The sequence below is a fragment of the Intestinicryptomonas porci genome, from assembly GCF_033971905.1.
GTDB classification, from domain to species: Bacteria; Verrucomicrobiota; Verrucomicrobiia; order Opitutales; family Intestinicryptomonadaceae; genus Intestinicryptomonas; species Intestinicryptomonas porci.
Genome location: NZ_JALBUT010000001.1, coordinates 77,803 through 102,024, shown reverse-complemented (window position 1 = coordinate 102,024; position 24,222 = coordinate 77,803). Strand labels below are relative to the sequence as shown.

General features: G+C 46.1%; 24 protein-coding genes and 1 pseudogene. 6 read left to right on the top strand and 19 right to left on the bottom strand.

The annotated features are described in order from the left end of the window. Nucleotides 1-9 precede the first annotated feature (9 nt). A complete protein-coding gene (gene rplS / locus MOX91_RS00540) occupies nucleotides 10-372 on the top strand; it encodes a 50S ribosomal protein L19 (RefSeq protein WP_370396121.1) in 363 nt (120 codons plus the stop codon). Nucleotides 373-1,119: 747 nt separating this feature from the next. On the opposite strand, the gene MOX91_RS00535 is transcribed toward rplS, so the two are convergent. The 3 genes from MOX91_RS00535 to MOX91_RS00525 are packed head-to-tail and all read right to left on the bottom strand — an operon-like array spanning nucleotide 1,120 to nucleotide 4,105. After that, on the bottom strand, nucleotides 1,120-2,013 hold the full coding sequence (locus MOX91_RS00535; protein ID WP_370396120.1) for a shikimate dehydrogenase family protein: 894 nt from the start codon (nucleotides 2,011-2,013) through the stop codon (nucleotides 1,120-1,122). Continuing rightward, a complete protein-coding gene (locus MOX91_RS00530) occupies nucleotides 2,006-2,701 on the bottom strand; it encodes a YggS family pyridoxal phosphate-dependent enzyme (protein WP_370396119.1) in 696 nt (231 codons plus the stop codon). Before MOX91_RS00530 ends, MOX91_RS00535 begins: the two co-directional genes overlap by 8 nt. A 9-nt stretch (nucleotides 2,702-2,710) precedes the next feature. Further along, nucleotides 2,711-4,105 (bottom strand): aspartate aminotransferase family protein, encoded by a 1,395-nt coding sequence (locus MOX91_RS00525; protein WP_370396118.1) that lies wholly within the window; start codon nucleotides 4,103-4,105, stop codon nucleotides 2,711-2,713. A gap of 134 nt (nucleotides 4,106-4,239) precedes the next feature. Between MOX91_RS00525 and lgt the strand changes: the two genes are divergently transcribed. The 5 genes and pseudogenes from lgt to MOX91_RS00500 all read left to right on the top strand — a co-directional run bounded on the left by lgt (nucleotide 4,240) and on the right by MOX91_RS00500 (nucleotide 8,862). Beyond that, nucleotides 4,240-5,082, top strand: coding sequence for a prolipoprotein diacylglyceryl transferase (lgt, locus tag MOX91_RS00520; protein ID WP_370396117.1), 843 nt, complete (start codon nucleotides 4,240-4,242; stop codon nucleotides 5,080-5,082). 403 nt (nucleotides 5,083-5,485) lie between these two features. After that, a complete protein-coding gene (locus tag MOX91_RS00515; protein WP_370396116.1) occupies nucleotides 5,486-6,670 on the top strand; it encodes a GDSL-type esterase/lipase family protein in 1,185 nt (394 codons plus the stop codon). A 111-nt stretch (nucleotides 6,671-6,781) separates the two neighbouring features. Beyond that, the gene (locus tag MOX91_RS00510; protein WP_370396115.1) at nucleotides 6,782-8,263 is read left to right on the top strand and encodes a sialate O-acetylesterase; all 1,482 of its coding nucleotides are present in this window, start codon (nucleotides 6,782-6,784) and stop codon (nucleotides 8,261-8,263) included. Between the two features lie 193 nt (nucleotides 8,264-8,456). Further along, nucleotides 8,457-8,549 (top strand): annotated as a pseudogene (locus MOX91_RS00505) (protein adenylyltransferase Fic); the annotation flags it as partial. Next, nucleotides 8,524-8,862, top strand: a complete 339-nt coding sequence (locus MOX91_RS00500) for a site-specific integrase (protein WP_370396114.1) — start codon at nucleotides 8,524-8,526, stop codon at nucleotides 8,860-8,862. The pseudogene MOX91_RS00505 and the gene MOX91_RS00500, both read left to right, overlap by 26 nt. Here the strand turns inward: MOX91_RS00500 and tsaD are convergent. The 16 genes from tsaD to MOX91_RS00420 form a co-directional block, all read right to left on the bottom strand. Then, complete coding sequence (gene tsaD / locus MOX91_RS00495) at nucleotides 8,859-9,905, bottom strand: tRNA (adenosine(37)-N6)-threonylcarbamoyltransferase complex transferase subunit TsaD (RefSeq protein ID WP_370396113.1); 1,047 nt, start codon at nucleotides 9,903-9,905, stop codon at nucleotides 8,859-8,861. The two genes, MOX91_RS00500 and tsaD, sit on opposite strands and share 4 nt — an antisense overlap. A gap of 4 nt (nucleotides 9,906-9,909) precedes the next feature. Continuing rightward, a complete protein-coding gene (locus tag MOX91_RS00490; protein WP_370396112.1) occupies nucleotides 9,910-10,686 on the bottom strand; it encodes a JAB domain-containing protein in 777 nt (258 codons plus the stop codon). Next, nucleotides 10,683-11,465: a bifunctional hydroxymethylpyrimidine kinase/phosphomethylpyrimidine kinase gene (gene thiD, locus MOX91_RS00485; protein ID WP_370396111.1), complete on the bottom strand. Its 783-nt coding sequence runs from the start codon at nucleotides 11,463-11,465 to the stop codon at nucleotides 10,683-10,685. The genes MOX91_RS00490 and thiD overlap by 4 nt, the downstream gene beginning before the upstream one ends. Then, complete coding sequence (locus tag MOX91_RS00480) at nucleotides 11,466-13,172, bottom strand: hypothetical protein (protein ID WP_370396110.1); 1,707 nt, start codon at nucleotides 13,170-13,172, stop codon at nucleotides 11,466-11,468. 126 nt (nucleotides 13,173-13,298) lie between these two features. Then, entirely contained in the window at nucleotides 13,299-14,438 is a 1,140-nt protein-coding gene (locus MOX91_RS00475; RefSeq protein ID WP_370396109.1) for a DegT/DnrJ/EryC1/StrS family aminotransferase, read from the bottom strand. Nucleotides 14,439-14,457: 19 nt separating this feature from the next. Beyond that, nucleotides 14,458-15,837: a hypothetical protein gene (locus tag MOX91_RS00470; RefSeq protein WP_370396108.1), complete on the bottom strand. Its 1,380-nt coding sequence runs from the start codon at nucleotides 15,835-15,837 to the stop codon at nucleotides 14,458-14,460. A gap of 21 nt (nucleotides 15,838-15,858) precedes the next feature. Then, on the bottom strand, nucleotides 15,859-17,316 hold the full coding sequence (locus MOX91_RS00465) for a pyruvate carboxylase subunit B (protein WP_370396107.1): 1,458 nt from the start codon (nucleotides 17,314-17,316) through the stop codon (nucleotides 15,859-15,861). 88 nt (nucleotides 17,317-17,404) lie between these two features. Continuing rightward, entirely contained in the window at nucleotides 17,405-18,229 is an 825-nt protein-coding gene (locus tag MOX91_RS00460; RefSeq protein ID WP_370396106.1) for an energy transducer TonB, read from the bottom strand. A 4-nt stretch (nucleotides 18,230-18,233) separates the two neighbouring features. Next, nucleotides 18,234-18,650: an ExbD/TolR family protein gene (locus MOX91_RS00455; protein ID WP_370396105.1), complete on the bottom strand. Its 417-nt coding sequence runs from the start codon at nucleotides 18,648-18,650 to the stop codon at nucleotides 18,234-18,236. A 3-nt stretch (nucleotides 18,651-18,653) separates the two neighbouring features. After that, nucleotides 18,654-19,478 (bottom strand): MotA/TolQ/ExbB proton channel family protein, encoded by an 825-nt coding sequence (locus tag MOX91_RS00450; RefSeq protein WP_370396104.1) that lies wholly within the window; start codon nucleotides 19,476-19,478, stop codon nucleotides 18,654-18,656. A gap of 38 nt (nucleotides 19,479-19,516) precedes the next feature. Next, nucleotides 19,517-20,221, bottom strand: a complete 705-nt coding sequence (locus MOX91_RS00445) for a hypothetical protein (RefSeq protein ID WP_370396103.1) — start codon at nucleotides 20,219-20,221, stop codon at nucleotides 19,517-19,519. Between the two features lie 7 nt (nucleotides 20,222-20,228). Further along, on the bottom strand, nucleotides 20,229-21,023 hold the full coding sequence (locus MOX91_RS00440) for an ABC transporter permease (protein ID WP_370396102.1): 795 nt from the start codon (nucleotides 21,021-21,023) through the stop codon (nucleotides 20,229-20,231). After that, nucleotides 21,020-21,865: an ABC transporter ATP-binding protein gene (locus tag MOX91_RS00435; protein ID WP_370396101.1), complete on the bottom strand. Its 846-nt coding sequence runs from the start codon at nucleotides 21,863-21,865 to the stop codon at nucleotides 21,020-21,022. Before MOX91_RS00435 ends, MOX91_RS00440 begins: the two co-directional genes overlap by 4 nt. Beyond that, nucleotides 21,865-22,146, bottom strand: a complete 282-nt coding sequence (locus MOX91_RS00430; RefSeq protein ID WP_370396100.1) for an acylphosphatase — start codon at nucleotides 22,144-22,146, stop codon at nucleotides 21,865-21,867. The genes MOX91_RS00435 and MOX91_RS00430 overlap by 1 nt, the downstream gene beginning before the upstream one ends. A gap of 1 nt (nucleotide 22,147) precedes the next feature. Beyond that, a complete protein-coding gene (locus MOX91_RS00425) occupies nucleotides 22,148-23,572 on the bottom strand; it encodes a UDP-N-acetylmuramate--L-alanine ligase (protein ID WP_370396099.1) in 1,425 nt (474 codons plus the stop codon). After that, nucleotides 23,569-24,222, bottom strand: coding sequence for a hypothetical protein (locus tag MOX91_RS00420; protein ID WP_370396098.1), 654 nt, complete (start codon nucleotides 24,220-24,222; stop codon nucleotides 23,569-23,571). The genes MOX91_RS00425 and MOX91_RS00420 overlap by 4 nt, the downstream gene beginning before the upstream one ends.

Below are 24,222 nucleotides of genomic sequence, written 5' to 3'. Positions count from 1 at the left end.
GGAGACAATATGAATCAGGAATTGCTTAAAGAAATCACAAAAGAGCAAATCAAGGAAAACGTCACAAGCTTCAAAGTAGGCGACGGCGTTCGCGTCCACACAAAAGTTCGTGAAGGCGACAAGGAACGCATTCAGGTATTTGCAGGCATCGTAATTGCGCGCAAAGGCAGCGGCATTCACGAAACATTCACGGTACGCCGTATTTCTTACGGTGAAGGCGTGGAACGCGTATTCCCGCTCAACTCGCCGAACATCGAAAAGATTGAAGTTGAACGCGAATCCGTACCGATGAAGGCACGCCTCTACTACTTGCGCGACAGAGTCGGCAAGGAAGCCACAAAGGTTAAGGAAAAGCGTTTGCAGCAGGCGTAATTGCCTTTTGCGAAAAGTAAAATTTATCGGCGTCGAAGTGCGCATACGCGCTTCGCGCTTTTTTATACCCATTTTAAACGCGAAAAATCCAAGCACACTTTCCAATAGGATTTTGAAAACAAAATCGCCCTTCACACATTTGCATTTAGCGATTAAACGCCCGCAATAAACTCTTTTTTTTACGCACACAATCACTCTTTTAGCAAGCGGAAATCCCAAAATAAATACGGTACTTTGTATAAATAAACTTTACCGCAGTCATGGCATAAAAAGCCCATTGCCTAACCAAATAAGCCTCTCCGAAATTTAAACCTACATTATTGCATTTCAGCATAAGCCTCTTCACACGCCAAACGGCAATGTTTGCGAATAATCTTTGAACGCAAATGCTTCTAGAATCTGTGCAAATTTGCAGCTCTTTGCAAGCTACCGCCAAGAGCTTTTGAGCCTAAGTCATTTTGGGCAATTAATGTTTTAACATTTTAAAAATTTCTTCAAAAAGGGATATTATTTGCTCTTCATTTGCTTTTTTCTTCCTTGCTTTTAGAATAAATTAAATATGCAAAAGACGAAAAATTAAACAAAACCTACTTTGATGGAAGTACAGGGGGAAAATCCTTTTTCCAAAAAAATTCGCTTAAAACCAAGCGTTTTTTGCCAAGATTTATTTATGTAAAGTTTTCTCAAAATTTAACATTCACAAAAAAGTCGGCAAACAAGTGCCGACTTAAAAAAACTGCAAAGCCGCTAAGCGTTCTTCAAGGCTTCAAGCATTGTTTCTATCTGTAAGGGTCTCGACGTCCAAAGAGAAAGCGAAAGCGCGCCCTGAGATGCAAGCATTGCAAGCCCTGATGCCGCCTTGAAACCATATTTTCGCGCCTCCAAAACAGCGTTAGTCTCGCGCGAACGGATGTATGGCATATCAAAGTACACACACCCATTGGGAACTTTCGCAAAATCCAAGACGGGCTTGTCGTCGGGCTTTAAGCCGACAGAACTTGCGTTTATGATTATGGAATTCGGCTCGATTTTTGAGAAACAGTCAAGCGGTTCTGCGGAAAATCCGCAGGCGGAAATGTCTGCCAAAAGTTTTTCAAGCCTCGACTTCGTGCGGTTATAAATGCGCAGGCTTTTGCACCCGTCAACGAGTGCCTTAAAAGCGGCGGCTCTCGACGCTCCGCCCGCCCCCAAAATCACGACGTCGGAATTTTTAAAAACGCGCCCGCTGAAATTTTCGACCGCCCACGCCACGCCGAATCCGTCGGTGTTGTCACCTTTCCAACCGCCTTTCGTGCGAATTAAGGTGTTTGCCGCCCCGACCATTTGCGCAAATGGCGATATTTCGCACAAAAACGGCATTACAATCTCTTTGTGCGGGATTGTGAGATTTATCCCCGCAAAATCCGCCTTGTGAAACTCTGAAAGCGTCTTTTCGAGATTTTCGGGATCTATCTCGAATTTGTAATACTTCCAAGATGCAAACTGCCCTTCCGACTGCGCCAATTTTCGCAATGCGGCATTTTGCATTACGGGACTCAAAGAATGCGCTATGGGCTTTCCGAAAACGGCGAGTGAATTTTCGGCAAAATCCCCGCGCCTTTTCAAGTCTTCAAGATGCAAAACAATGTCGGTATCAAACATAAATTCTCTCTCCGAAAAGGAAAGTCCCCACCCTTATGAGAGTCGAACCCTCTTTTATGGCGCATTCCAAATCGCCCGACATTCCCATTGAAAGTTCGGGCAAAGCAACATCAAAATCTGAACTCAGCTTGTCGCGCAAATTGCGCAAGTTTGAAAAAGCCCTGCTTGCCGACGCCAAGTCTTCATCAAGAGGCGCGATTGCCATAAGCCCTTCAACCTTCAAATTTGAAAGCTTTAAGATTTCTTCCAAAAGCTTGGGGGCTTCCTCGATTTCAGCCCCGAATTTTGCGGGGTCGCGCCCCGAATTCACCTGCATTAAAACGCGCAAAACCTTGCCCGCTTTTTCGGCTTCGGAATTGAGCTTCACGGCAAGATGGATGCTGTCTAAGCTCTGCACTCTGTCAAACAGCATAACCGCCTTTTTCGCCTTGTTCGACTGCAAATGCCCGATAAGCTCCCACGAAATACCGCTTGAAAGAGGAATTTTTCCCTCGGCTTCCTGTACCCTGTTTTCGCCTACGGAAAGAAGCCCCGCTTTTTGCGCATGCAAGGCGGCGTCAACGGGATGGTTTTTCGTGACAGGCAAAATACGCACTTCGTCGGGATTTCTACCGCATGACGCGCATGCAAGCCCAATCCTCTCTTTTAGCCTGTTTAGATTTTGCGAAAATTCGTCAAAGGAAATCATCTTAAAAAATCACTGATGTTTTTTGGCTTCTTTTGAAGATTCCATCAAACGCTTGCCAAACTTCCACAAAGGCCCCGTTATGTTGCCCGCATTCGTCAAAACATCGTCCAAGGCGTTTATGAACCTATCGATTTCCTTGTCGCCCGAAATGTATGGCGGAAGAATTTTCAAAACGTCGGAGCCGTGGTCGGTGACCTGCGTAATGATGCGGTGATTGTCCATAAGGGAAGTTACAATCATCTGGGTAAACAAAGCGTCATTTGCCATTTTCAAGGCTTTCCACGCCGCTTTCTTTAATATCGACTTCGGCTCCTGAAATTCGATTGCAATCATAAGCCCCATACCGCGGGCTTCTTTTATGTAATCGTGCTTTTCGCGAAGAGCGTTTATTCTTTCGACAATCTTTTTGCCAGCCTCTGCGGAGCGTTCAACCATGTTTTCGTTGTCCAATACGCTCAAAGTCGCCAAACCCGCAACCATTGCAAGGGCATTTCTTCCGAAAGTCGTTGAATGAACAACGCACCTTTCCAAGTTAGAGAACGCCGCCTGGTGTATCGCGCGCGTCGTAATGAACGCGCCAACAGGCACATAGCCGCCCGACAAAGTTTTTGCGACCGTTACGATGTCGGGGTCCAAATTCCAGTGGTTGAAAGCGAACATTTTGCCCGTTCTGCCCAAGCCCGTCTGGACTTCGTCGCAAATAAACAAAGTGCCGTACTTTCTGCAAAGCTCCTGCGCCTTGGGCAAGTAGTCTTCCCTCGGGATATGCACGCCGTGCCCCTGCACACATTCAACGATAAACGCCGCTACGTCGCCTTTTTTAAGCTCCGCTTCAAGCGCGTCCAAGTCGTCATACGGTACGCAACCGAACCCCGGAAGCATTCCGCCAAAGCCGTCTTGAAAATTCTTGCTGACCGTCAAGGAAAGAGAACCGTAAGTCAAGCCGTGATACCCGCCCTTTTGCGAAAGCACCCTTGGACGCTTCGTGAAAGCCCTTGCGAACTTTACCGCGCCTTCGTTTGCCTCTGTTCCCGAATTGCAGAAAAACACCGCTTCAAGACGTCCGCCAAGACGCTTTACAAGCTCCTCCGCCAAAAGCCCGCTTAAAAGCGCGCAGTTCAGCTGAACCATGTTCGAAACTTTCATGTCGATGGCGTCTTTTATCGCCTTGCCGACAACGGGATGGTTTCTGCCCAAGCCGAACACGCCGTAGCCGCTTATGAAGTCCAAATAATCGTTGCCCTGGCCGTCGTAAAGATAACAGCCGTCGCCCTTCAAAAAGCACTTGTCAAAACCTATTGTACGCAAGACTTTCACGAAAGTTTTATTCATGTACTTTTCGTGAAGCTCGTAATTTTCGCCGAAACGCGATTTTACCAAAGACTGCAAGTCAAATTCTTTCATATCATTAAAAACAATTTGAAAAAAAATATTAGCCCCGACATCTCCAAGTTCAAACCTTATTTTGAAAAATTCACCCATAAAAAACTTGCCCTTTCCGCGTTTTTATCAAAAGTAAAAACAAGAAGATTTTATATATGGAAACGATTTTTCCCATGGCGCATTACGTCGTGAACCTCGACCCTTTCGCGGTACGCTTTCCCGACGGCTGGTTTTTGGAGGGCATACGCTGGTACGGGCTGGCATACCTCGCGGGCTTTTTAATCGGGCTTTGGCTGCTTAATTTGTACTACAAAAAAGGCCGCTCGCCACTAAACCCCGACGAGACCTCGTCGCTTTTGACGTATCTTGTGTTCGGCATAATAATAGGCGGAAGGCTCGGCTACATGCTATTTTACGACTTCGACAGATTTGTGTCGGACCCCGTAAGCGTATTCATGATAATGAACGGCGGAATGGCAAGCCACGGAGGCTTTATAGGAGTTGCAATAGCACTTGCGCTGTTCTCAAAAATCCATAAAACGCCGTTTTTAAAAATCGCCGACTTGGTCGCGCTCGTCTCAACCCCCGGGATATTTTTGGGAAGAATTGCAAACTTCGTAAACGGGGAATTGTGGGGCAAAGTCTCAAACGCGCCGTGGGCTATGATTTTCCCAAATAGCGACCCGTCAAAACCGATTTCCGAAATCGCGCCGCGCCATCCGTCGCAACTTTACGAAGCGTTTGCGGAGGGACTTTTGATTTTTGCGATTTTGCAATTCCGCTTTTGGAAGTCGAAACCGCCCGCAGGACAAATCGCGGGAGAGTTTTTCATACTGTACGCAATCGCAAGAATCGTGTGCGAAATTTTCCGCGAACCCGACGTCGGAGTAAGCCTCATAATGGGTCTTAGTCGCGGAACGTTTTTTTCAATATTCTGCTTGGTACTGGGAATTGTTTTCATCGCCATTGCGAAAACCAAAAAGAAAAACGCAAAATAAAGCAGGATTTATAAAACAAAAAACGCGCGATTTCATAACCGCGCGTTTTTGCAATAACTTTTACCGCTACTTTCTTCTGCGATAAACTGCAAACGCAAACGCCCCGATTACCACCTATTCCTATAATTTTGGAAACACCATTCCAATTCATAGCTGAAAATTTTAACGTTTCTGAATTTAATTCAGACCAATCGAAATCTTCCAAATTTATTACGAGTTTTGCCCCGTCCTCAAATTTAAAGGAAGATCCATCGGCTATCGTAAACTTTGTTTGCGAATTTAAATCTGCTACGCAGAGCCCTTGACGAAGATTAGTGTGTATTCTACAAATTAAAGCATGGCAATTTGTTTTATAGACTGATGAAATCTTGACTTAAATGTGAATTTAAGAAAATATTTTTCTATGAAAAGATGTATATTTATTTTGGGGGTATATGTATTACTTTGCGCATTTTGCACGAGCTTTGCAGCGCAAAAAATAACCAGGGTTGCCTGCGTAGGTGATAGCATTACAGCAGGTAATGGTATAAAAAACAAGGAAATGGATACATATCCATCTGTCCTGCAAGAAATGCTTGGTAGCAAGTTTGAAGTTAAAAACTTCGGTTCAAGTGGCAGAACCTTGCTAAAGAAGGGCGACTATCCATATTGGGTTGATGGCAACTACAAAAATGCAATCAAATTCAATCCGGATATCGTAATTATAAAGCTTGGCACGAATGACTCTAAGCCTCAAAATTGGCAGTATAAAGACGAATTTATACCCAATATGCGCGAGATGATTTCAAGCTTCAAAAATCTTGAAACCAATCCCAAAATCTATCTATGCACACCAATGTATGTTTCAAGACCTGCTTGGGGAATTACAGAAGAAGTCGTACATACTGATGTTTGCGATGCCGTAAAAAAAGTGGCAAAACTTGAAAAGTTGAAGCTAATCGACCTTCATACAATGTTCGAAGGGCATGGTGAATTGTTATCTGACGGCGTCCACCCAAATGAAGCCGGCGCAATGAGAATGTCAGGTATTCTTTACAAAGTATTGACTGGTAAAAATCCGCCAAAGTTAGAGCCTATTCGTGGCAAAAAATTTAACGAAAGCGGTTTTGTGCGCCTTGATATGCCTATGCGTCTTGACACTTTGAGCGTTGTTTACCCAAAGCAAGCAAATAAAACAAAGTCTTGGCTATGGATTGCAAATGACTTTGAAAAACTCACACCTGAATATAAAAAATTGCTTGAAGCAGGCTATCAACTTATGTTTTGGAAAACTCCAACAAGGAGCAAGAGAATGCACGAAGCCCTTGATTGGTCTAACGAATTTTATTTTTACGGCGTAGAAAGATTTGGTTTATCTCGCAAAATTGCCATTGATTTTTCAGGTAAAGACGCAAATTTGGCTCTTGCTTTTGCTGAAAAATATTCAGACAGATTTGAAAGCATTTTGCTGCGCAATCCGGAAATTGACGCGACTTTAAGCTTTGCAAAAATTGTTGAAAGAAAAATTCCGGTAAAAGTTTTGCCTGCGAATTCACCGGCCGTAAAAATTCTAAAAGACGCGGGTGTAAATGTAATTTCGGGCAAATAAATTTGTACAATTTTTCGTAAAATTGCATAATTTGTAATATTTATAAAAACAAAAGAGCAATCTAAATAAAACTTGACTAAAAAATTTGTTTTTTAAAATTTTAATAACATTATGAAAATTAATAATCTACTTATGGGGGCGTTAGTTTTAATCGGTGTAGGAAGTTCTCTTTTTGCCGAAGTTAAACCAGCGGGAATTTTTACTGATAATATGGTCTTGCAGGCAAATGTACCAATTAGAGTTTGGGGCACTGCTGATAAGGGCGAAAAGGTAAGTGTCGAATTTATGGGCACAAATGCCTCGGCCGTTGCCGACGATAACGGCTATTGGCGTGTTGATTTACCCGCTCAAAAATATGTTAAAGATGGCGTAGATTTAGTCGTACAAGGCATAAATAAAATTATTTTTAGAGATGTTCTTGTAGGCGAAGTTTGGTTAGGCTCAGGGCAAAGCAATATGGAATTTCAAATGCGCCACGTCAAAGAACTTGATAATGTCGCAAAAGACCCAAAAATTCCTGCAAATATACGCTACTTCTTAATTAAAGCGCATGGCTCACCGGTTCCTGAAGATATGCATAATTTGCCGGAATCTGCGGGTTGGAAAAAATATCATCGCGACAATTACGAAATTACAAGAGATGTTTCAGTTCTTCTAACTTTGTTTGCGCAAAAAATGTATGCTGAATTAGATGTGCCTATCGGTGTAATTTCCGTAGCTTATGGTGGCGCAAACCTTGAAACTTGGATGAATGAAAAAGCTATCGCGGAAGCCGGCATGACAGAACACGCAAAAAAGCTTTTAAATACTTGCAGAAGCTGGCATAATGACGACGTAAAGCGTTGGGACGCGCATAAAGACAGGGCAACACTCCGTTTCCCCCGCTTAAATTATGAAAGTCGCCCATCAAATTCATATAATGCAATGATAAACCCGATTATCCCATATTCAATTCGTGGTGTATTGTGGTATCAAGGTGAAATGAATTCCGGTCCGGAAAACTATATCAAGCTTTTCCCATACTACGCAAAGATGATGCGTGAAATTTTTGAAAATCCAAAATTGCCAATATATTCAGTTCAGTTACCTGACTATAAAGAAAATCACTGGCCAAAAACTCGTGACGTTCAACGCAAGCTTGCCGATATCGTTCCAAACACAGGAGTTGCAATTACTATTGACGGCAACGAAATTGACCTGCACCCGCGCGATAAAACCATGGTGGTTGACCGTTTGTCGCGTATGGTTTTGGCAGATAATTACGGTAAAAAACTTGTTTCTCGTTCACCAATGCCTGATACTTTAAAACTAAAAGGTGACAATGTAGAAGTTAAATTCAAGAACACATACAAGGGCTTGAAACTTAAAGGTGACGGCAAAGAAGTAAATTGCTTTGAAGTGGCCGGTAGCGACAAAAAGTTCGTAAAAGCAAGTGCAAAAATCGCTACAAAATCAAGCGTTAAGGTAAAAATTCCAAATGGAATTACAGATCCTCAATTTGTAAGATACGCTTGGGAAGCCGACCCTGATGTAAATCTATATAATTCCGGCGACTTACCTGCAAGCCCGTTTGAAGAACCTATTACAAAGTAATAGATAATAAAATTTAAAGAGCTTTCAAAAAAAGCTCTTTTTTTGTGTACTTAGAAGGAACGATGCTATTATAAACGAAAAATCCACCTGTTTTGATTTTGACACCATTAATTTACTTCATGGAAACTCTCTATGACTTTAGGTCTATGCACAATTTTCAACAATGTCATCTGCGAGAAACTACCTTTTTTAGGAAGTAATAAATTGGCAAGATGTCGATAAAAATTCGTATCTACAAGCAATGGAAAGAAGTCCGATAAATGACTTTGAATTGGGAGTGCTTGTGCTCCAAGACGGGCGGCATTCGACATGTCGAAATTTGCCCGAAGTTAAAGAATATTTTGCTTGAAAGAGAGACAGATTTCCTCTCTCCACGAAATCGGCGAAGTGGAAACCGATTCGGGATAATTCGGGATTTAAGGGGCTTGTGGGTGCAAGATGTTCTTCGACATACCTACGCAAGCTACTTTACGAAAAGATACTCCGACCTCCCACACCTTCGGCTCAATATGGAGCACCGCGACCTATCCCTTCTCCGCTCCCGATACGTCAATATGCAAAACATCTCAAAAGCCGACGCCAAAGAGTTCTTCGGCTAAGCAAGCGGACGCGATGGTTCGAGTTTCAATGTGTTCGCTTCCGATTTAAAGCATGAATCGGGGTCGATATAAGCCGCAAAGGCAATCATTGCGGCGTTGTCTCCGCAATACTTTCTTTCGGCGGGCAAAAATTTTGCGCGGTATTTTTTTGCCGTGCGCTCCAAGGCGTCGCGAAGCGTAAGATTATTTGCAACTCCCCCCGAAAGCCCGAAACTCTTGTAGGATTTTTTCGACAAAAAGTATTCGCACCTCTTGCGCAACTGCTCCACAACCGCATACTGGTAGCTTGCGCAAATATCCTTTAAATCTTCCCCCGCCCCGCCGCGCTTTTCCAAAAAATATCTAAGCGAAGTCTTCAATCCCGAAAAGCTGAAATCGGGATCTTCGGATGGCGGACGGTTTGAGCCTTTGGGAAAATCGAACTTTTTTTTGTCTCCACCAAGTGCGGTTTTTTCAAGCATGGGAGCCCCGGGATAAGCCATTCCGAGAAGCTTTGCGCCCTTATCCAGAGCCTCGCCCGCCGCGTCGTCCAAAGTCTCGCAAATAAGCGACATTTTTGCGTTTTTGCCGATTTCAAAAAGAATAGAGTTGCCGCCCGAAACCAAAAGCCCGATATGCGGCAAAAGCTCTTCCAAATACCTGCGCTTGAAATCGCGCGGATTTTTGGCGTGCTCGGAAATAAACGGAGAATAGGCATGACCGCGCAGGTGGTTTACGCCGCGCAATTCTTTGCCAAGGGCAATGGAAAGCGCACTCGCGCAAGAAATCCCGATTGCAAGGCAGTTTGCAAGCCCCGGGCCCGAAGTCGCGACAATTTTATCTATTTTTTCGATGTCGAAGCCATCGCTATTTAAAGCCGCGCCAATCAGATGCGGAAGTTTTTTCAGATGCTCCGTGCTTGCCAAGTCGGGAACCACGCCGCCGTAAAGCGCATGGAGGTCAATCTGGGTATGTATCATGTTCGACACAACGCCGATTTCCGAATTGAAAACGGCAACTGCCGATTCGTCGCAAGAGCTCTCTATTGCAAAAATCGTTTCCATCTTCTTAAATTTTTAAACGTTTGACGGGGCTTGCGACATTTGAAATTTCGTCGCCGCAATCTTCCGGAACTGACGTGCCGTACAAAGAATCAAAATAGCCGTCGCGCCTGAAAGAAAACGTCGCGTTTTTGGCGACAATCAAATGCTCGATGAAATTGAGAGCGATGGGTCGGCATGCGAGAGAAAGCTTGCGCGTGAACGCAATGTCCTCATACGACGGTCTTGCGTCCCCGTTCGGATGGTTGTGCGCAATAACTATTGACGAAGCTCCAAATTTTATCGCAATTTCGATAATCCTGCGGATATCCGCTTTTGCAGTGTTTGAACTGCCCTCAAAAAGCCTTATTGCCCCATTTTCGATTAGCCTGAGCTCGCTGTCAAAACACGCCATTTCGAGAACCTCGTTTTTAATCCCTTCTATTCTCGCCCTGAAAAATTCAATCAGCTTGTCAACGCTGTCGAGTTCTATTGGCGTTTTTTCCAGAGTCTGCAAATGGTAAAGCGGAATCAAGTCGCGCATAAGCTTTATGAGGCAGACGCTATGCTCGCCAAGCCCTTCGATGCCCATAAGCTCATTTTTATCCGCGTTAAGTATCTGCTTTAATCCGCCGTATTTTTGAATGAGCTTTTTGGCGATTGGCTTTACGTCCTTGCGCGGAATGGCAAACATAAGCACAAGCTCGACAATCTCATATTCCGCAAGCGCCGAAACGCCGCCGTTTAAAAATCTGTCGCGCAAGCGCAGGCGGTGCCCCAAATTGTCTGAACTTTTGTCGTTCATTTTTTATTCGGAAAATGATTTATGAAACGCTTGCCCGCAACTGACAATGATTTTTCCATCGAACGCAGCAGATAATCGCGGGAGGACGCAACAGCATCTTTCAATCCGTCCCCAAGAGCAAGGCGGGCGGCAATTGTTGCGCTCAAAGTGCATCCGCTACCGTGGGTATCAACGCCCAAAACGCGTTTTGATTTAAATAGCGAAACTTCCCCGTTTTCAGCGAGAACGTCAATTATTTCGTCGCCATGCAAATGCCCCCCTTTAAGCAAAACGGGAGATCCTAACATCTCGGAAAGGCGGACTGCCGATTTCTCTAAATTTGAAGAATCTATCTTTGCGCAGTTTAAGAGAAAACACGCCTCGTCCAAATTGGGAGTCGATAAAACTGCAAGAGGCATGAGGCGGGCGGTAAGCGCAAAAACCGCGCCGTCCGACAATAATTTTGTTCCGCTCGTTGAAATCATTACGGGATCGACAACCAATTTAATTTCGCGGTGTTTCCCGAAAAAATCAGCCGCGGCGTTTACAAGCTCCGCATTGAACATCATTCCGCATTTCGCCGCGCACGGCTTGAAATACTCGCAAACGCTCTCCATTTGCGCGGTCAAAAAATCCGCGGAAACAGGAAAAATCGAGCGGACTCCGCTTGGGTTTTGCGCGGTAAGAGCCGCAACCGCGCTCGTCGCAAAAACCCCCTGGCTTGCAATGGCAAATATGTCGGCTTGAATGCCCGCGCCCGCGCCGGAATCCGAACCTGCGACTGTCATTGCAGCTTTCATTTAATTGAATTTGGGCAAATGGGGTTTTAAAGTTTCGATAACCTTGTCTCTTGAAATGTTTGAGGTTTGCATTGCATAAGCAAGAGATACGGCGTCTTTTGGCTTCAATACCTTAGATGACGCCATTTTGAAAAATTCCAAAGACTCTTCTTTTGCGCCGATTTCCATCGCGGAAAAGGCAAGTTTTTTTATGTCGTCAAAAGCCAAAATACCGCGCATTTTTTGCGCATACAAAACAGCGTCTTTGGGATTTATGAAAATCAAGACACCGCAAATTTCCCCCGCCATTAAAACCGAGTCTTTGCCCTTGGCGTTCGCAGAAAGCGCAACGCCGATGCCAAGCCACTTCAATGCCGCGTCTTTGTTTGACTTCGCCAAAAGCCTTGCCACTTCAACATATCTTGCGGCAGGCAAATTCGATGCGCCATTCAGAGGAATGCTTGCTGCATTTCTCAATTTATCCAAGTCGGCAAATGCCAACCCTTGCGGATTTATCTTTGCCAAAATTTCGAGAGCCTTGCCATTGTCGGAATCCCACAAATCGACAGCCTGCTCCAACAGAATTTTAGACTCCATCGCGCCGCTTTTTATTTCATTTGAAATTCGCAAGGCGGAAGCAAAATCTTTCCTTTCAAGAAAAGATTCAGCCAAGCAAGCGTAGAAAATGTTTTTCGTTCTCGGGTTTTCTATTTTTTTCATCACAGCTTCCGCATCCTTTAAATTGCCAGAGAGCATGAGATTTTGCGATATGGCGGCATAGCAGTCCTGCCTCATATCCGCGCAATCCGAATTTGTTTCGACTTCCATTAAGGCGTCCGCATTAAGCCCTATTTGCGACATCGCCAAAATTATGTTTTTCAATGCTGGAATGCGCAATTTTTTCGAGCTGATTTTTTTTACGTTTGAAAGCGCAACCTTCAAATTTTTTGAAAACGCTTCAAATTCGGCGGAAGTTTTACCTACGAATTTAGACGCCTCCAAGAGAGCCTTGGACGCCTCCAAATTGTAGTTTGCCATCGACGCGTTTTTTTCCGCTTCTTTCAAAAACTTTTGCGAATCCTTAATCTGCGGCAATGGCGCGGCAAAAGCGCGGCTTGTCGAAACCCGCGCATCGCGTTTTTCAGCGGTTTCTTTTTTCGGCGGCAATTCTTTCAAGCATTCTTTTGATTTTAAAATTATTGCGCGCGCCTCTGTGTTTTTAGAATCGCCTTGCGGATAAACATCGCTCAAAAGCTTGTCATAAATATTTTCCGCGCGCTCCGACTTTGCCTTGCTTGGATTATTTTTAACATCGTCATTTATCAAAGAAACCAAGTCCAAACAGCCGCCGTTAAACAAGGCGATTGCAAATGCGATGTCAATTTCCGCAAAATCGGGATCTGCCGCGATGCTTAATTTAGGCAAAATACTTTTTTTGAAGTTTGAATATTTTACATCCCCCAAATTTAAATTGTCGTCAGAAACGATTTTAAACGCGACATCGCTTTCGGGATGCTTTTTCAAAATCCCCGAAACTTTTTCATCAGCCTCTTTCGCAAGCTTGGCGGCTTCTGCGTAATTTCCGCAGTCAAAAAGCGACAATGCCTTTTCAAGCGTTTCCGAAGCCTTCACATAGTCCCCGTTTGCGCTCGCCTTGCCGTCCGAGCAAGAGCACAAGAAAACCGCCGCGCTTGCCAAAGCCGCCCCGAAAAAATTTTTTACCATCATATTAAACATATGCCGCCTTTTTTGAAAATCACGATACAATCAAACACTAAACATTGCATTTTACAATCCAAAAACAAAGGCGCAAGCGCATAAAAAAACGGAAGCAGAACTTCCGTTTAAGCGTTCTCACATGCCCGAAACAACCGCTTTCAATTCCCGCGCGACTTTTTCAAGTTCGCTTTTTTCAAGTTCGGGGAAAATCGGAAGCGCCATGCAGTCTGCGGCAACGCGCTCCGCGACCGGGAAATCTCCGTCCTTATAGCCGAGTTTTGCGAAGCACTCCTGCTTGTGAAGAGGCAGAGGATAATAAATTTCGCAATTAACGCCCCGTGCGCGCAGCTCTTGCAGGCACTTGTCGCGGTTTGGGACGCGGACCACATACTGGTTGTAAACAGAATAATTTTCCCGCGCGATTTTCGGCGTTAAAATTTTTGGCTCGCAAGCAAAAGCCGCGTCATAAAAAGCCGCGTTCGCCCTGCGGGCTTCATGCCAGGAGTCCAAGTGCGGCAGTTTCTTCAAAAGCCCCGCCGCCTGCAAGGCGTCAAGCCTGAAATTTCCGCCAACGCTTCGGTGGAAGTATTTGGGCTGCATGCCGTGGTTGCGAACCCTCGCAACTTCTTCCGCAAAACTTTCATCGTTTGTGACGACCATACCGCCGTCGCCAAAGCCTCCCAAATTTTTTGTCGGGAAAAAGCTCAAGCACCCGCAAAGCCCGAAAGCACCCGCCTTCACGCCTTTTCTGGACGCGCCTATCGCCTGCGCGCAGTCTTCGATTACGGGAATGCCATGGCGGTTTGCAACCTCCATAATCGCGTCCATATTTGCGCATTGCCCGAAGAGGTGGACGGGCATTATCGCCTTTGTTCGCGGAGTTATGGCTTTTTCAAGGCTTTCGGCTGACATGTTGAAAGAATCTTCCTCTATGTCCGCAAAAACGGGAACTGCGCCCGCGCGCCATACGCATCCGGCAGTAGCAAAGAAAGTAAACGCAGGCACTATTACTTCGCCTGCATTGTCGGTATCGAGAGGGCTGCGGTAAATTCCCTTCGCCATCAATGCCGCCAAGAGAGCGTCTGTGCCGCTCGACACCGCAACCGCCGCCTTGACATTCAAATATTTTGCGATTTTCTCCTCTATCTCGGCGACTTTCGCGCCGCCAATCATCATTTGGCTGTCCAAAACTTCGTCAAAAGCCGCGCGGACTTCCTCGCGGATTTTTGAATATTGCCGTTTTAAATCAAAGAGAGGTACGGGATTATCTTGCATTGTGTTTGCCTTTTTAAAATTATCTCGGGAAAATTATGTCGCGGTTGAACTTTATCGTGTCGAAAACTGCCGTTCCATAAGATTTGCCGTTTACGAAAACATTGCGGACACGCGGAAGCTTTATGCCGCCAAATTCGACATAATCCTGATATTCGACGCGGCTTGACGCATCTTTCTGCTCCACGAATTTATATGCCGCAAGCCCTGTTTTCAAATCAAAGTAGTAGTTGATTTTCGCGCCCGACAGAGTTTGAAATTCGATTGCGTCGAAAACTTCGCCATTGTAAGTCATATGCCCCAAATCCTTGAAAGGATGGCGGTTTGACATATAGTCCACAAACGCCGCCTTGTGCAGCGGCTCGTCAAAGAATATCAAGCCGTTCAACGCTTCCGTTTCCGCGCCGCCCATGACTTCGGAATCTCCGGAAACAGACGGGGTCAAAAGCCTCTTTGCCTTGCCTTCGGCATTCAGCAAAAATATGCTTTCATTTGGCGACACCCCGACCTTAACATAAGCAATGCCGCGCTTTTCAATGCAGTAAAACTGCTCTATTCTGATACCGATATGGAAAGAGCCCCATATCATTTTGTCATAGACTGAGCCGCATTTGTTCACGCCGCCCAAAGCCTCGTAAAAGCGCATAACGACGTTGTTTGCCTTTGAAGGCTCCAAATTCCAATAATTTTTTCCCGCAAGATTTCGATTCGGACCGATATTGTCGGGCAAAATTTCCTGCTGTGGCTTGATTATTTCGATAATAAAATACGCGCCGGCAGTGATTGCGGACATAAATATCAAAAAGAAAAAGAGACGAACAAAAAACACCCTTCTTTGCTCTTTCTTTTCCTGATGTTCAAGCTCGGTCGCCTTTTCCGCGCCCTCACGCTGTTTTGATAGTAGCGAAGCATCGTTTAAAGATATGCTCCTGCCTTTAAGAGATTCGCGCACAACCGCAGGTTTTTCAATGGGAATTTCAGGCGCGGGAATATTTTTATTTTCTTCCGCAGTCTCTTCTACGATTTCCTCTTCAAATTCGTATTCAACAAGAACGGGATTTCCGTTTTCATCATACTCGATTCCCATATTTTCGGGAAGAGGCATTCGGGGAGGAGGAGGGGGATAGCCAAAAGCCCCCATCGGCGGCGGGGGCGGCGGATAGCCGTAAAAATTCGGAGGAGGAGGCGGCGGAGGAGGGGGAGCTCCATAGGGAGGAACTCCGTACACGTCTCCGCGTACGGAACGCAGTCGGGGATTTACGTCCGACCTGTTTAGCGGAATTCCCGCAGGACGCGAAAACTCGTCCAAAACGCCCCTTTTCAGCTCGCGCTCGTCTTCATAGACTTCATCGCCCGAATCTCCGCGAACGGGAGAAGGATTTTGTTCATCTAAATCTGACATGGTGCGCGAGCCGAAAAAGTGTTATGCGATTTCTTCGATTGTGACGTTGTGGCTTACCCCGTCGATGTTGACGGTAAATTCGCCCTTGCCCTTGCCGCTCAAAGACGAAGAAGATGCGGGCTTTTTGAGTTCGTAAGCCGAGCGCGGTTTCTTGTACATGTCTTCAAGCTGTTGCGGGAACATTGCATAAATTACGCAATGCTCGTCGTCGTCTTTCAAACCCTTTTCGCGCAAAGCCTTGCGCAAGTCTTCCATACCCGGCTTCTGCAAGTCCGCAGGGCGGCATTCAATCGGGTCTTTGCCCGACATCTTGGCGGCAAGAGCCTTGATTTCAGGATCAACGGGAGCGGGTGTTCTGCCGTAATAACCCAAGGCGATATCCATTGCCTGGGGTGTAAACATCTTCCATCTGCCAAACTTCACGTTCATCATCGCCTGTGTGCCGACGATTTGCGAAGTCGGGGTAACGAGGGGAATCCAGCCGAGCTTTTCGCGGACGTACGGAACTTCCGCAAACACTTCCTCAAACTTGTCTTCCATCTTCTGCTCTTTGAGCTGGTTGCGGAAGTTTGAAAGCATGCCGCCTGGAACTTGGTAAACCAAGGCGTCGGAATCTATGACTTCGTTTTTCTTTGCAGTGTATGCGCCCAAAGAAGCATAAATTTTTTCGAGATGCGCGCGGACTTCGGAAAGAGCCTTTACATCGTATTTCGGCTGGCGTTCGTGGTCGGTTAACATTGCAATCATTCTGTTGCAGTCAGGCTGTCCCGTTCCGTTTGCGAAAGGAACCACCGACACGTCTATTGCATCGACACCTGCGTCAACTGCGGCATAATAAGCGGTCGCGCCCAAGCCCGTCGTATCGTGCGTATGGAAAATCACGGGGATTTTCACGTTGTCTTTCAATCCCTTGATGATTTTGTAGGCGACATACGGGGGAACAAGTCCCGCCATGTCTTTCAAAACGATGCCGTCCGCGCCCATATCCTGCAATTCGCAACCCATTTGCACAAACTTTTCGACAGTATGCACAGGGCTTGAAGTGTAGCAGATGGTGCCGTGCGCTTCCTTGCCCGCTTTCTTTACCGCATTTATGGAGCATTCCAAATTGCGGGTGTCGTTCAAAGCGTCGAATATGCGGAAAATATCCATTCCGTGGCGGGCAGAGGCGGCGACGAAAGCTTCCACGACATCGTCCGGATAGTGCTTGTAGCCCACCATGTTCTGACCTCTGAAAAGCATCATGTGCTTTGTTTTAGGACATGCCTTCTTGAGCGCGTCAAGACGGTCGAAAGGGAATTCCCCCAGGAAGCGAAGACCCGAATCGATTGTCGCGCCACCCCATGTTTCGAGCGCGCCGAAGCCCATATTGTCAAGAATGCCGCATACCGGCAACATTTGTTCGGTTTTCATTCTGGTTGCGGCGAGGCTTTGATGTCCGTCGCGCAAAACAGTGTTGTTGAATACTACAGGTTTCATAAATTTAAAGTATCTGAAATTAAATAAATACTGCACAAACTCAAACTTTGTTTCAACAAAAAAAGATTTTTTGCAAGAAAAAGTTTGCCTACAAATCTTCAGCGCGGAAATTTATGGCAAGCAAAAGCGGCTTCCCGCGCGGAGGGCTTCTGAATGTCAATGATTTAAGAACGTTCTCGACAGACTTATCAAAAACCCTCTCCCCGCTCGGCTTTACAATTTTTATGCCAGAAACCCTGCCGTTAGAGCCAATAGTAAAACGGACGCCTACAACCAAATCCATGCCCGCACATTCTTCGGGCAAAATCCAGTTTCTGCGAATTAACGCATAAACCTCGCTTTGATAAGAGTCCGTCTCGGCAGTCGAAACTTCTCCCGAATATTCGGAAGAAACTGCGTTTTTGATTTTTGAATCCAGATTCGACTTGATTTTGTCAATCTTATAATCGGATTTTACGCGGGTGGGTTTAACCCTGTTTTGCGGCTTTCGATTCTTAAAAAAGTCCGCCGCCGAAACTTTTTTGGAAACGGGTTTTGCCTTGTTTGAGTCTTTTGCGACAGGCTTGGGTTTTTCGTTCTTGGGTTTTTCGGGTTGTGGAGTTTCAATCTTTGAAACGGGCTCGGGCAATTCGGCGGGCGGCTCGGGAGGAAGTTCTATTTCGTCCAGCTTCTCAAACTCCTTAACCTTGATTTCTGACGGTTTAGGCGTTTGAACTGTTTTCTTATTTGAAACATCTATTTTTTCAGACGGCGGCGGAAGAAGTGTAAACGGCGCAGGTTCAGGTTTTTCCTCCTTAAAAAAACTGCCAAACAAGGCGGAAGCGATTATGAAAACAACGCACACGAAATGCCCCGCAAACGAAACCCAAAAGCCCGCCTTGTAATTGCCGCCATTTTCCCCTGAAAACCCCATGCACTTATTCCACTATTGTTGAAATGCTTATTTTTGAAAGCTTGTTCAGAGTTATCAAGTCCAAAACGTCAACTAACTTTTGCGCTTTAAGGTCTCTGTCAATACGCAGGCTTATCGGGTTTGGATCGGGCATTGCCGCCAAAGAGGCAAGCTGGTTTTTAAGCTCTGCAAACGTGATTTCCTGCTTGCCCCAAAATATGTTGCCCTCTGCGTCGATATTTATCACCTGAAACTCGACATCGGCTTTTGCAACGCTTTGACGTTTTTCCTGCGTCGGCAAATTCAAGTCTATTGACTGCTCCAAAAGCGGGGCGGACACCATGAATATGATAAGAAGCGAAAACGCGAGGTCCATAAGCGGAGTAACGTTTAAATCGTTTAACGCGCTAAGAGACTGCTTCTTATGGAAATTGCGCGCCATCTGCTATTCCTCTTCGCTTTCCAAATTCAAGTCGAAACGCAGTGCGCCGCCGCGGGAAGAGTCACCCTTTGCGCCGAAATCTGCGTTTAGCTTTGCCTTTTCCGGCATTTCAGACTTGTAAACGCGCTTTTGCGAAAGCTTGGTGCGCTCTTCCAATTCTATTTTATCAGCGAGGGAGCTTGCAAAGTTTTCCAAACTCAAAACCATGCCCCTTGAAATGCTAAGCAAAAAGTTATAGCCGAAAACCGAAGGTATTGCCACGACCAAACCCGCGACAGTTGTCAAAAGCGCGCCCGAAACGCCCGGGGCGAGAGTCTGCAATGTCGCCGTAGCACCCTCCATTCCCATTGCGCCGAAGCTGTCCATAACGCCCCAGACAGTTCCCAAAAGCCCCAAAAACGGCGCGCCGCTTATGATTGAGCCGAGAAGAACCATCTTTGATTCGTATAATTGCGACTGATTTGCAACCGCCCTGCCTATCGCGTTTTCCACATGACCCATTTTTATTGCGAGCATTTCCGCGCTTTCGCCGCCGCCAGAATTAGCCCTTTCAAGAGCCGCCGCCGCCTCTTTGAGAACCTTTCCGTAGGGTCCCGCAAGATTTCTGTTGCCATCGGCAAATTCGGCAATGTCAAAAGACTTTGCAATCTTGTGCTCCGCGATTTTATTGAGGCGAGAAAGCTCCTTTAAATCCGACCACTTGCCAAGCATCACGGTCCAGGCAATGAGGCTGAATACGCAAAGCAAAACCACTATAATCTGCCCCGCCGTATTAGAGTCGTTAAAATACTGAAATATCCCCGCCGAAAAAAACAAAAAATTTCCCATATCCAAAATCCTATGCAACCGATTTCACACTTTTTTATTTATAAAGCCAACATATTTTTTTCAGATTTCAACTTATTTTTAAGATAATTTATATGCTCCAAATAAAAACCATAAGAAGGATGGCTCTTGTCGAAAAAATCCGCCCTTTCCTCCAAAAGCCTAAGTGCCTCCGCGTCCCTGCCGCAGTCTTCCAACGCCCTCGCATAGTCGCGGACAACATAAATCGGAGCGGTTGCATCGCAAGCCGCCTTGTAACATTCCAAAGCCGCAAGCTTATCATTAAAAACTTTCTCGTAAATCAACGCCTTGTCGAGTTTAAGCCTGCGGCTGTGCGGAACTGCCTTCAACCCCCTGTCCAAAAATTCAAGGGCGAGCCCGCCCTGCCTTTCGCGGACGACTTTTTGAAGCATCGGCGTAGTACTGCGCCCGTCAAAAATCCAATGCGGAGTGTCGTAGGCGATAATTCCCGCGCCTAAATTCCAAAACGTTATGTTTTCGGGATCGAGGGAAACCGCAAGCTCTATGTTTGAAAGACACTTCGACAAATCCGATTTCTCCCACGCCATATAGGCTTTAAGCCATGCGAAGTCGGCGATAAATCCCCTGTACCCCCCAAACAGCGAAAAAACGGCAGTCCTTGCGTCAAACTTTTTTTGCGGCGCATTCAAATTTCTGCCGCCCGCAAAAAAAGACGCAAAAAATCCCGCCACAAGCAAGACCGCCGCGACAAACAAAAAATTCAATATGCCCTTATATTTCACGAGACGAAAAAGCCCAGACGCTCAAAAACAAAAACGACAAAACATAAATCGCGCCGTATCCCAAAGCCGCAAAAAACTGATGCCAACAAACGCCATAAAAAGCGAAGTCCAAAGTCGGCTCAAAAATTGTGAAGTTCGGCACAATGTATGTAATTGCATTCAAAACAAACCCGCCGCCAGAAAAGAAGTCGGAATAAGAAATCAAAGAAGCCGCGACCACCATGAAAGAAACGACAAGCGCAAACATCATCGACCTTGAAACCGCGCACACAAAACACGACATCGCGGCGATTGCCGAAAGCTTTACAGCCTGCAATAAACCGAAAGCCAAAAAGCCCGCCCAATCAACGCCAAGCCTCGCCCCCGTAAGCATTTCGTCGGGAACGCCCGCAAGCCTAAGCTCCGCAAGATAAAGGGAAATTCCGCCCGCAAAAAGCACGAGAAAAACGAAAATTAAAATCATGTAAACTTCGCCCAAGAGCTTGCCCGCCACAAAGTCGAGCCTGCTGACGGGATGCGCGAGCAAAGTCGCAACCGTCTTGTTTTCGATTTCCGAATAAAAGAGCTGGCAAACGGAAACAACGGCAATTAAAGCCCCGAAAAATCCAAGCGCGCCCGACGTGAAATTGCCGACGAATTTGAGCTGCTCATGCCCCAAGTCAAGGCGCATTGCGTAGCTTGAAAACAATGTGAGAACCACCGCCATCGGCACAATCAAAAACACGAGCTTCTGCCTGAGCGCGTCTTTTAGCGAATTTTGGGCAATCAGCAAAATCTTTTTCACCTACCGCTCCTTTCGAGAATTATCCTGTTAAAGAAGTCCGCAAGAGACTCGGGAGAAGTTTCAGTTTCAAGTTTTACCCCGAATTTTTCCGCAGACTTATCCACGCTTTCCAAAAATTCGAGAGACGGATTTTTCGCCTTAAACGAGACACTTTCAGTGTCCGACAAAAGCTCGCGCAAATTTCCGCAAGCGGCAACCGAACCTTTGTACAAAATCGCGACGCTGTCGCACAGACGCTCAACTTCGCGCAACATGTGGGAGCAAATCAAAACTGTCTTGCCTTCGCCTTTGAGGCGCAAAACCATATTTGCCATGTCGTTCATTCCGATTGGGTCCAAACCCGAATTTGGCTCGTCCAAAATCACGAGTTCGGGATTGTGCACTATTGCCTGCGCCAAACCCGCGCGCTGAAGCATTCCCTTTGAAAATGTCGATAAATTTCGGTTTAGGGCGTCTTTAAGCCCGACAACTTCCAAGCTGTTTTTTGCGGCAACTTCCGCTTCCTTTGCGCCCATTCCGCTCATTCTCGCGTAAAAGACGACAAGCTCAAGAGCCGTCAAAAATTTATAGAAATTCGGAGCTTCGGGCAAATATCCGATTTTGGATTTTGTGCGCGAAGAAATTTTTTCGCCGAAAACAAGGCACTGCCCCGAATTTTGTCTCAAAAGCCCCAGAATGATTTTTATTGCCGTGCTCTTGCCCGCCCCGTTTGGACCGAGCAAGCCGAAAACTTCACCGCGCTTTACGGAAAATGAAATACCGTCAAGAGCGTTCACCAAAACCCCGCGCAAACCGCTGTGGTAATATTTCTTTAAATTTGAAATTTCGACGACGCTATCCATTACAGTTCGATTTTAAAGCCCTTGTATTTCAAATCGGTAGTATCCGTTCTTTCGTAAGAATCTTTGATGAAGTCCGCCATGCTCTCTTTTAAAGCCTCGACATACTCGTCAACTTCGCGCTCGTCGCCAACCGCGCACAAATGCACCCTGCCGTCGTCCAAGTTCTTCACAAAGCCTGCAACGTCGTATGCGGTTGCTATTTGATGCGCTTTGTACCTGAAACCGACGCCCTGCACCCTGCCCTCAAACCAAACCTGTTTCCTGAATTTTTCCACAGCCATGCTAACGCCTTTCTTCCGAAAATAACGATGCGAATTTTTTATGCACTCCGTCAAAAGAGCCGTTTGAAAAGAATGCGCAAAGAACTTTTTTGCCCGATTTAACCGCGCAATCCACGTCGCAGGAGAGAGTTTCCAAAAGCTTTTCGTTCGACGCAAACGCAGTGAATTTTTCTCCGCCCTTTTGCGCCAGGCGGGAAGTTTCCATGCGCTTTTTTTCGTCCATCTTTTCTACATTGTGAATATGTGCGATGTAAACTTTGTCGGCTCCGCTCAAACTGCGCGCAAATTCGTCCTCAAAGATGTTCATCTTGGCGGTGTTTGAGCGCGGCTCAAAGGCGGCGTATATTTCAAAGCCCGCAAACCTTTCGCGAAGGGACTTTATTGTGCCTGCTATCGCCGTTGGATGATGCCCGAAGTCTTCAACCGCCACAACATTTTGCGTATCCAAAATGACTTCCTGCCTGCGCTTTACCCCTCCGAAAGATTTTAACGCCTCCAAATCCAAGTCGAGCGGATTTTCAAATCCCGAAATCGCCGCAACTCCCATTATCGCCATCGCGGCGTTGCGCGCGTTGAATTCCCCCTGCAAAGACCATTCGATTATTTTCGATTTCCCGCCAAAAGAAAGCTTAAACGAAGAACCGAAACGCTCTTCCTTGAAGTCCGAAATTTTCAAGTCGCAACCGTCGCCGAAACCTACCTTAACCCTGCGAACCCACGGAGTTTTTTCAAGAGATGCGATGTTTGCGTCGTCACCGTTTTCGACAATCAAGCCGTCGCCCGAAACGATGCGCCTTACATGGGTAAAAGTGCGCTTTACGTCGGTCAAGTCCCTGTAAATGTCGGCGTGGTCAAATTCTATGTTGTTGATTAAAAGAACGCGCGGGCGGTAGTGTATGAACTTGCTTCGCTTGTCAAAAAACGCAGTGTCGTACTCGTCGCCCTCTATCGCAAACGGCGCGTCTTCCGAACCCAAGTTGGAGCCGCTTGGCAAGTCTTTCGGAACTCCGCCAATCATCCAGCCCGTTTTGGGATTTTGCCTTGAAAGCAGATATGCGGAAATGGTAGTAGTCGTTGTCTTTCCGTGCGTTCCGCTTACCACAAGCGACGCCCGCGAACCTATAACGCGAGAGCCTATCAATTCTGCAAGCGAAGTAAATTCAAACGCCCTCGTCTTTAAAAGCCACTCGATTTCAACATTCATTCGGCTTATGACGTTGCCGACAACAACCAAGTCGGGCTTGATTTTTTTCAGCCTTTCGACGTTCCAGCCCTCGCAAATTTCAATGCCCGCATTTTCAAGAACGCTTTTCATAGGCTCGTAAACACCCGTATCAGAGCCGCAAATTTCATGCCCCGCGCTTTTCAGCATGACAGCGATGTTGCCCATTGCCGTCCCGCAAATTCCCATAAAATAAATTTTCATCTTTTTTCCAAATAATCCAAAAGTTTGTCCCTAAACAAGATGTGCGCCGTTGATAAAATCCAGAATATTATTATGAACGCAAAAAATATTTTGCTACCGCCGAAAATTTCCACTCCAAGCCGATTCCCGAACAAATTTGCGTAGTAAAATACCAGCCCTATAGTTATCAAAAACAGGCTCCCGACAATCTGAAAGGCTCTATAACTCGTATAGTCTTTGCGGGCCAAAACAAACACTACAGCAAGCCCCTCCGCCAAGAACCAAAACGTCTGTTTGGAATCCAAACCGGACGCGGCCCCCGCAAAAAGCGCAAACAGACAAAAGAGCAGCGGAAGCAGCATCGCGCATAAAAAACCTTTGATTGAAAACCCACGCGCGAAAAACCTTATAAAAAACGCGGCAAGCGACGCCGAAAAAAACAATATCCAACCCAACACAAAATCCGCCGCGTTCTTCTCTTGTTCGGTTTGGAATATCACGTCTATCGGCGGGTTCCAACCCAAGCAGTAAAATAAAGCAAGCGCGCCATACATTATGGGCAGCGCAAAAATATACGCCAAGACGACGCCTGAAAACCTGTCGCCCAAACCCTCTTCTAGACGATTGAAGCTCCGCGCGAAAAAGCGGGTTTTTAGAAACCTAAAAGACAT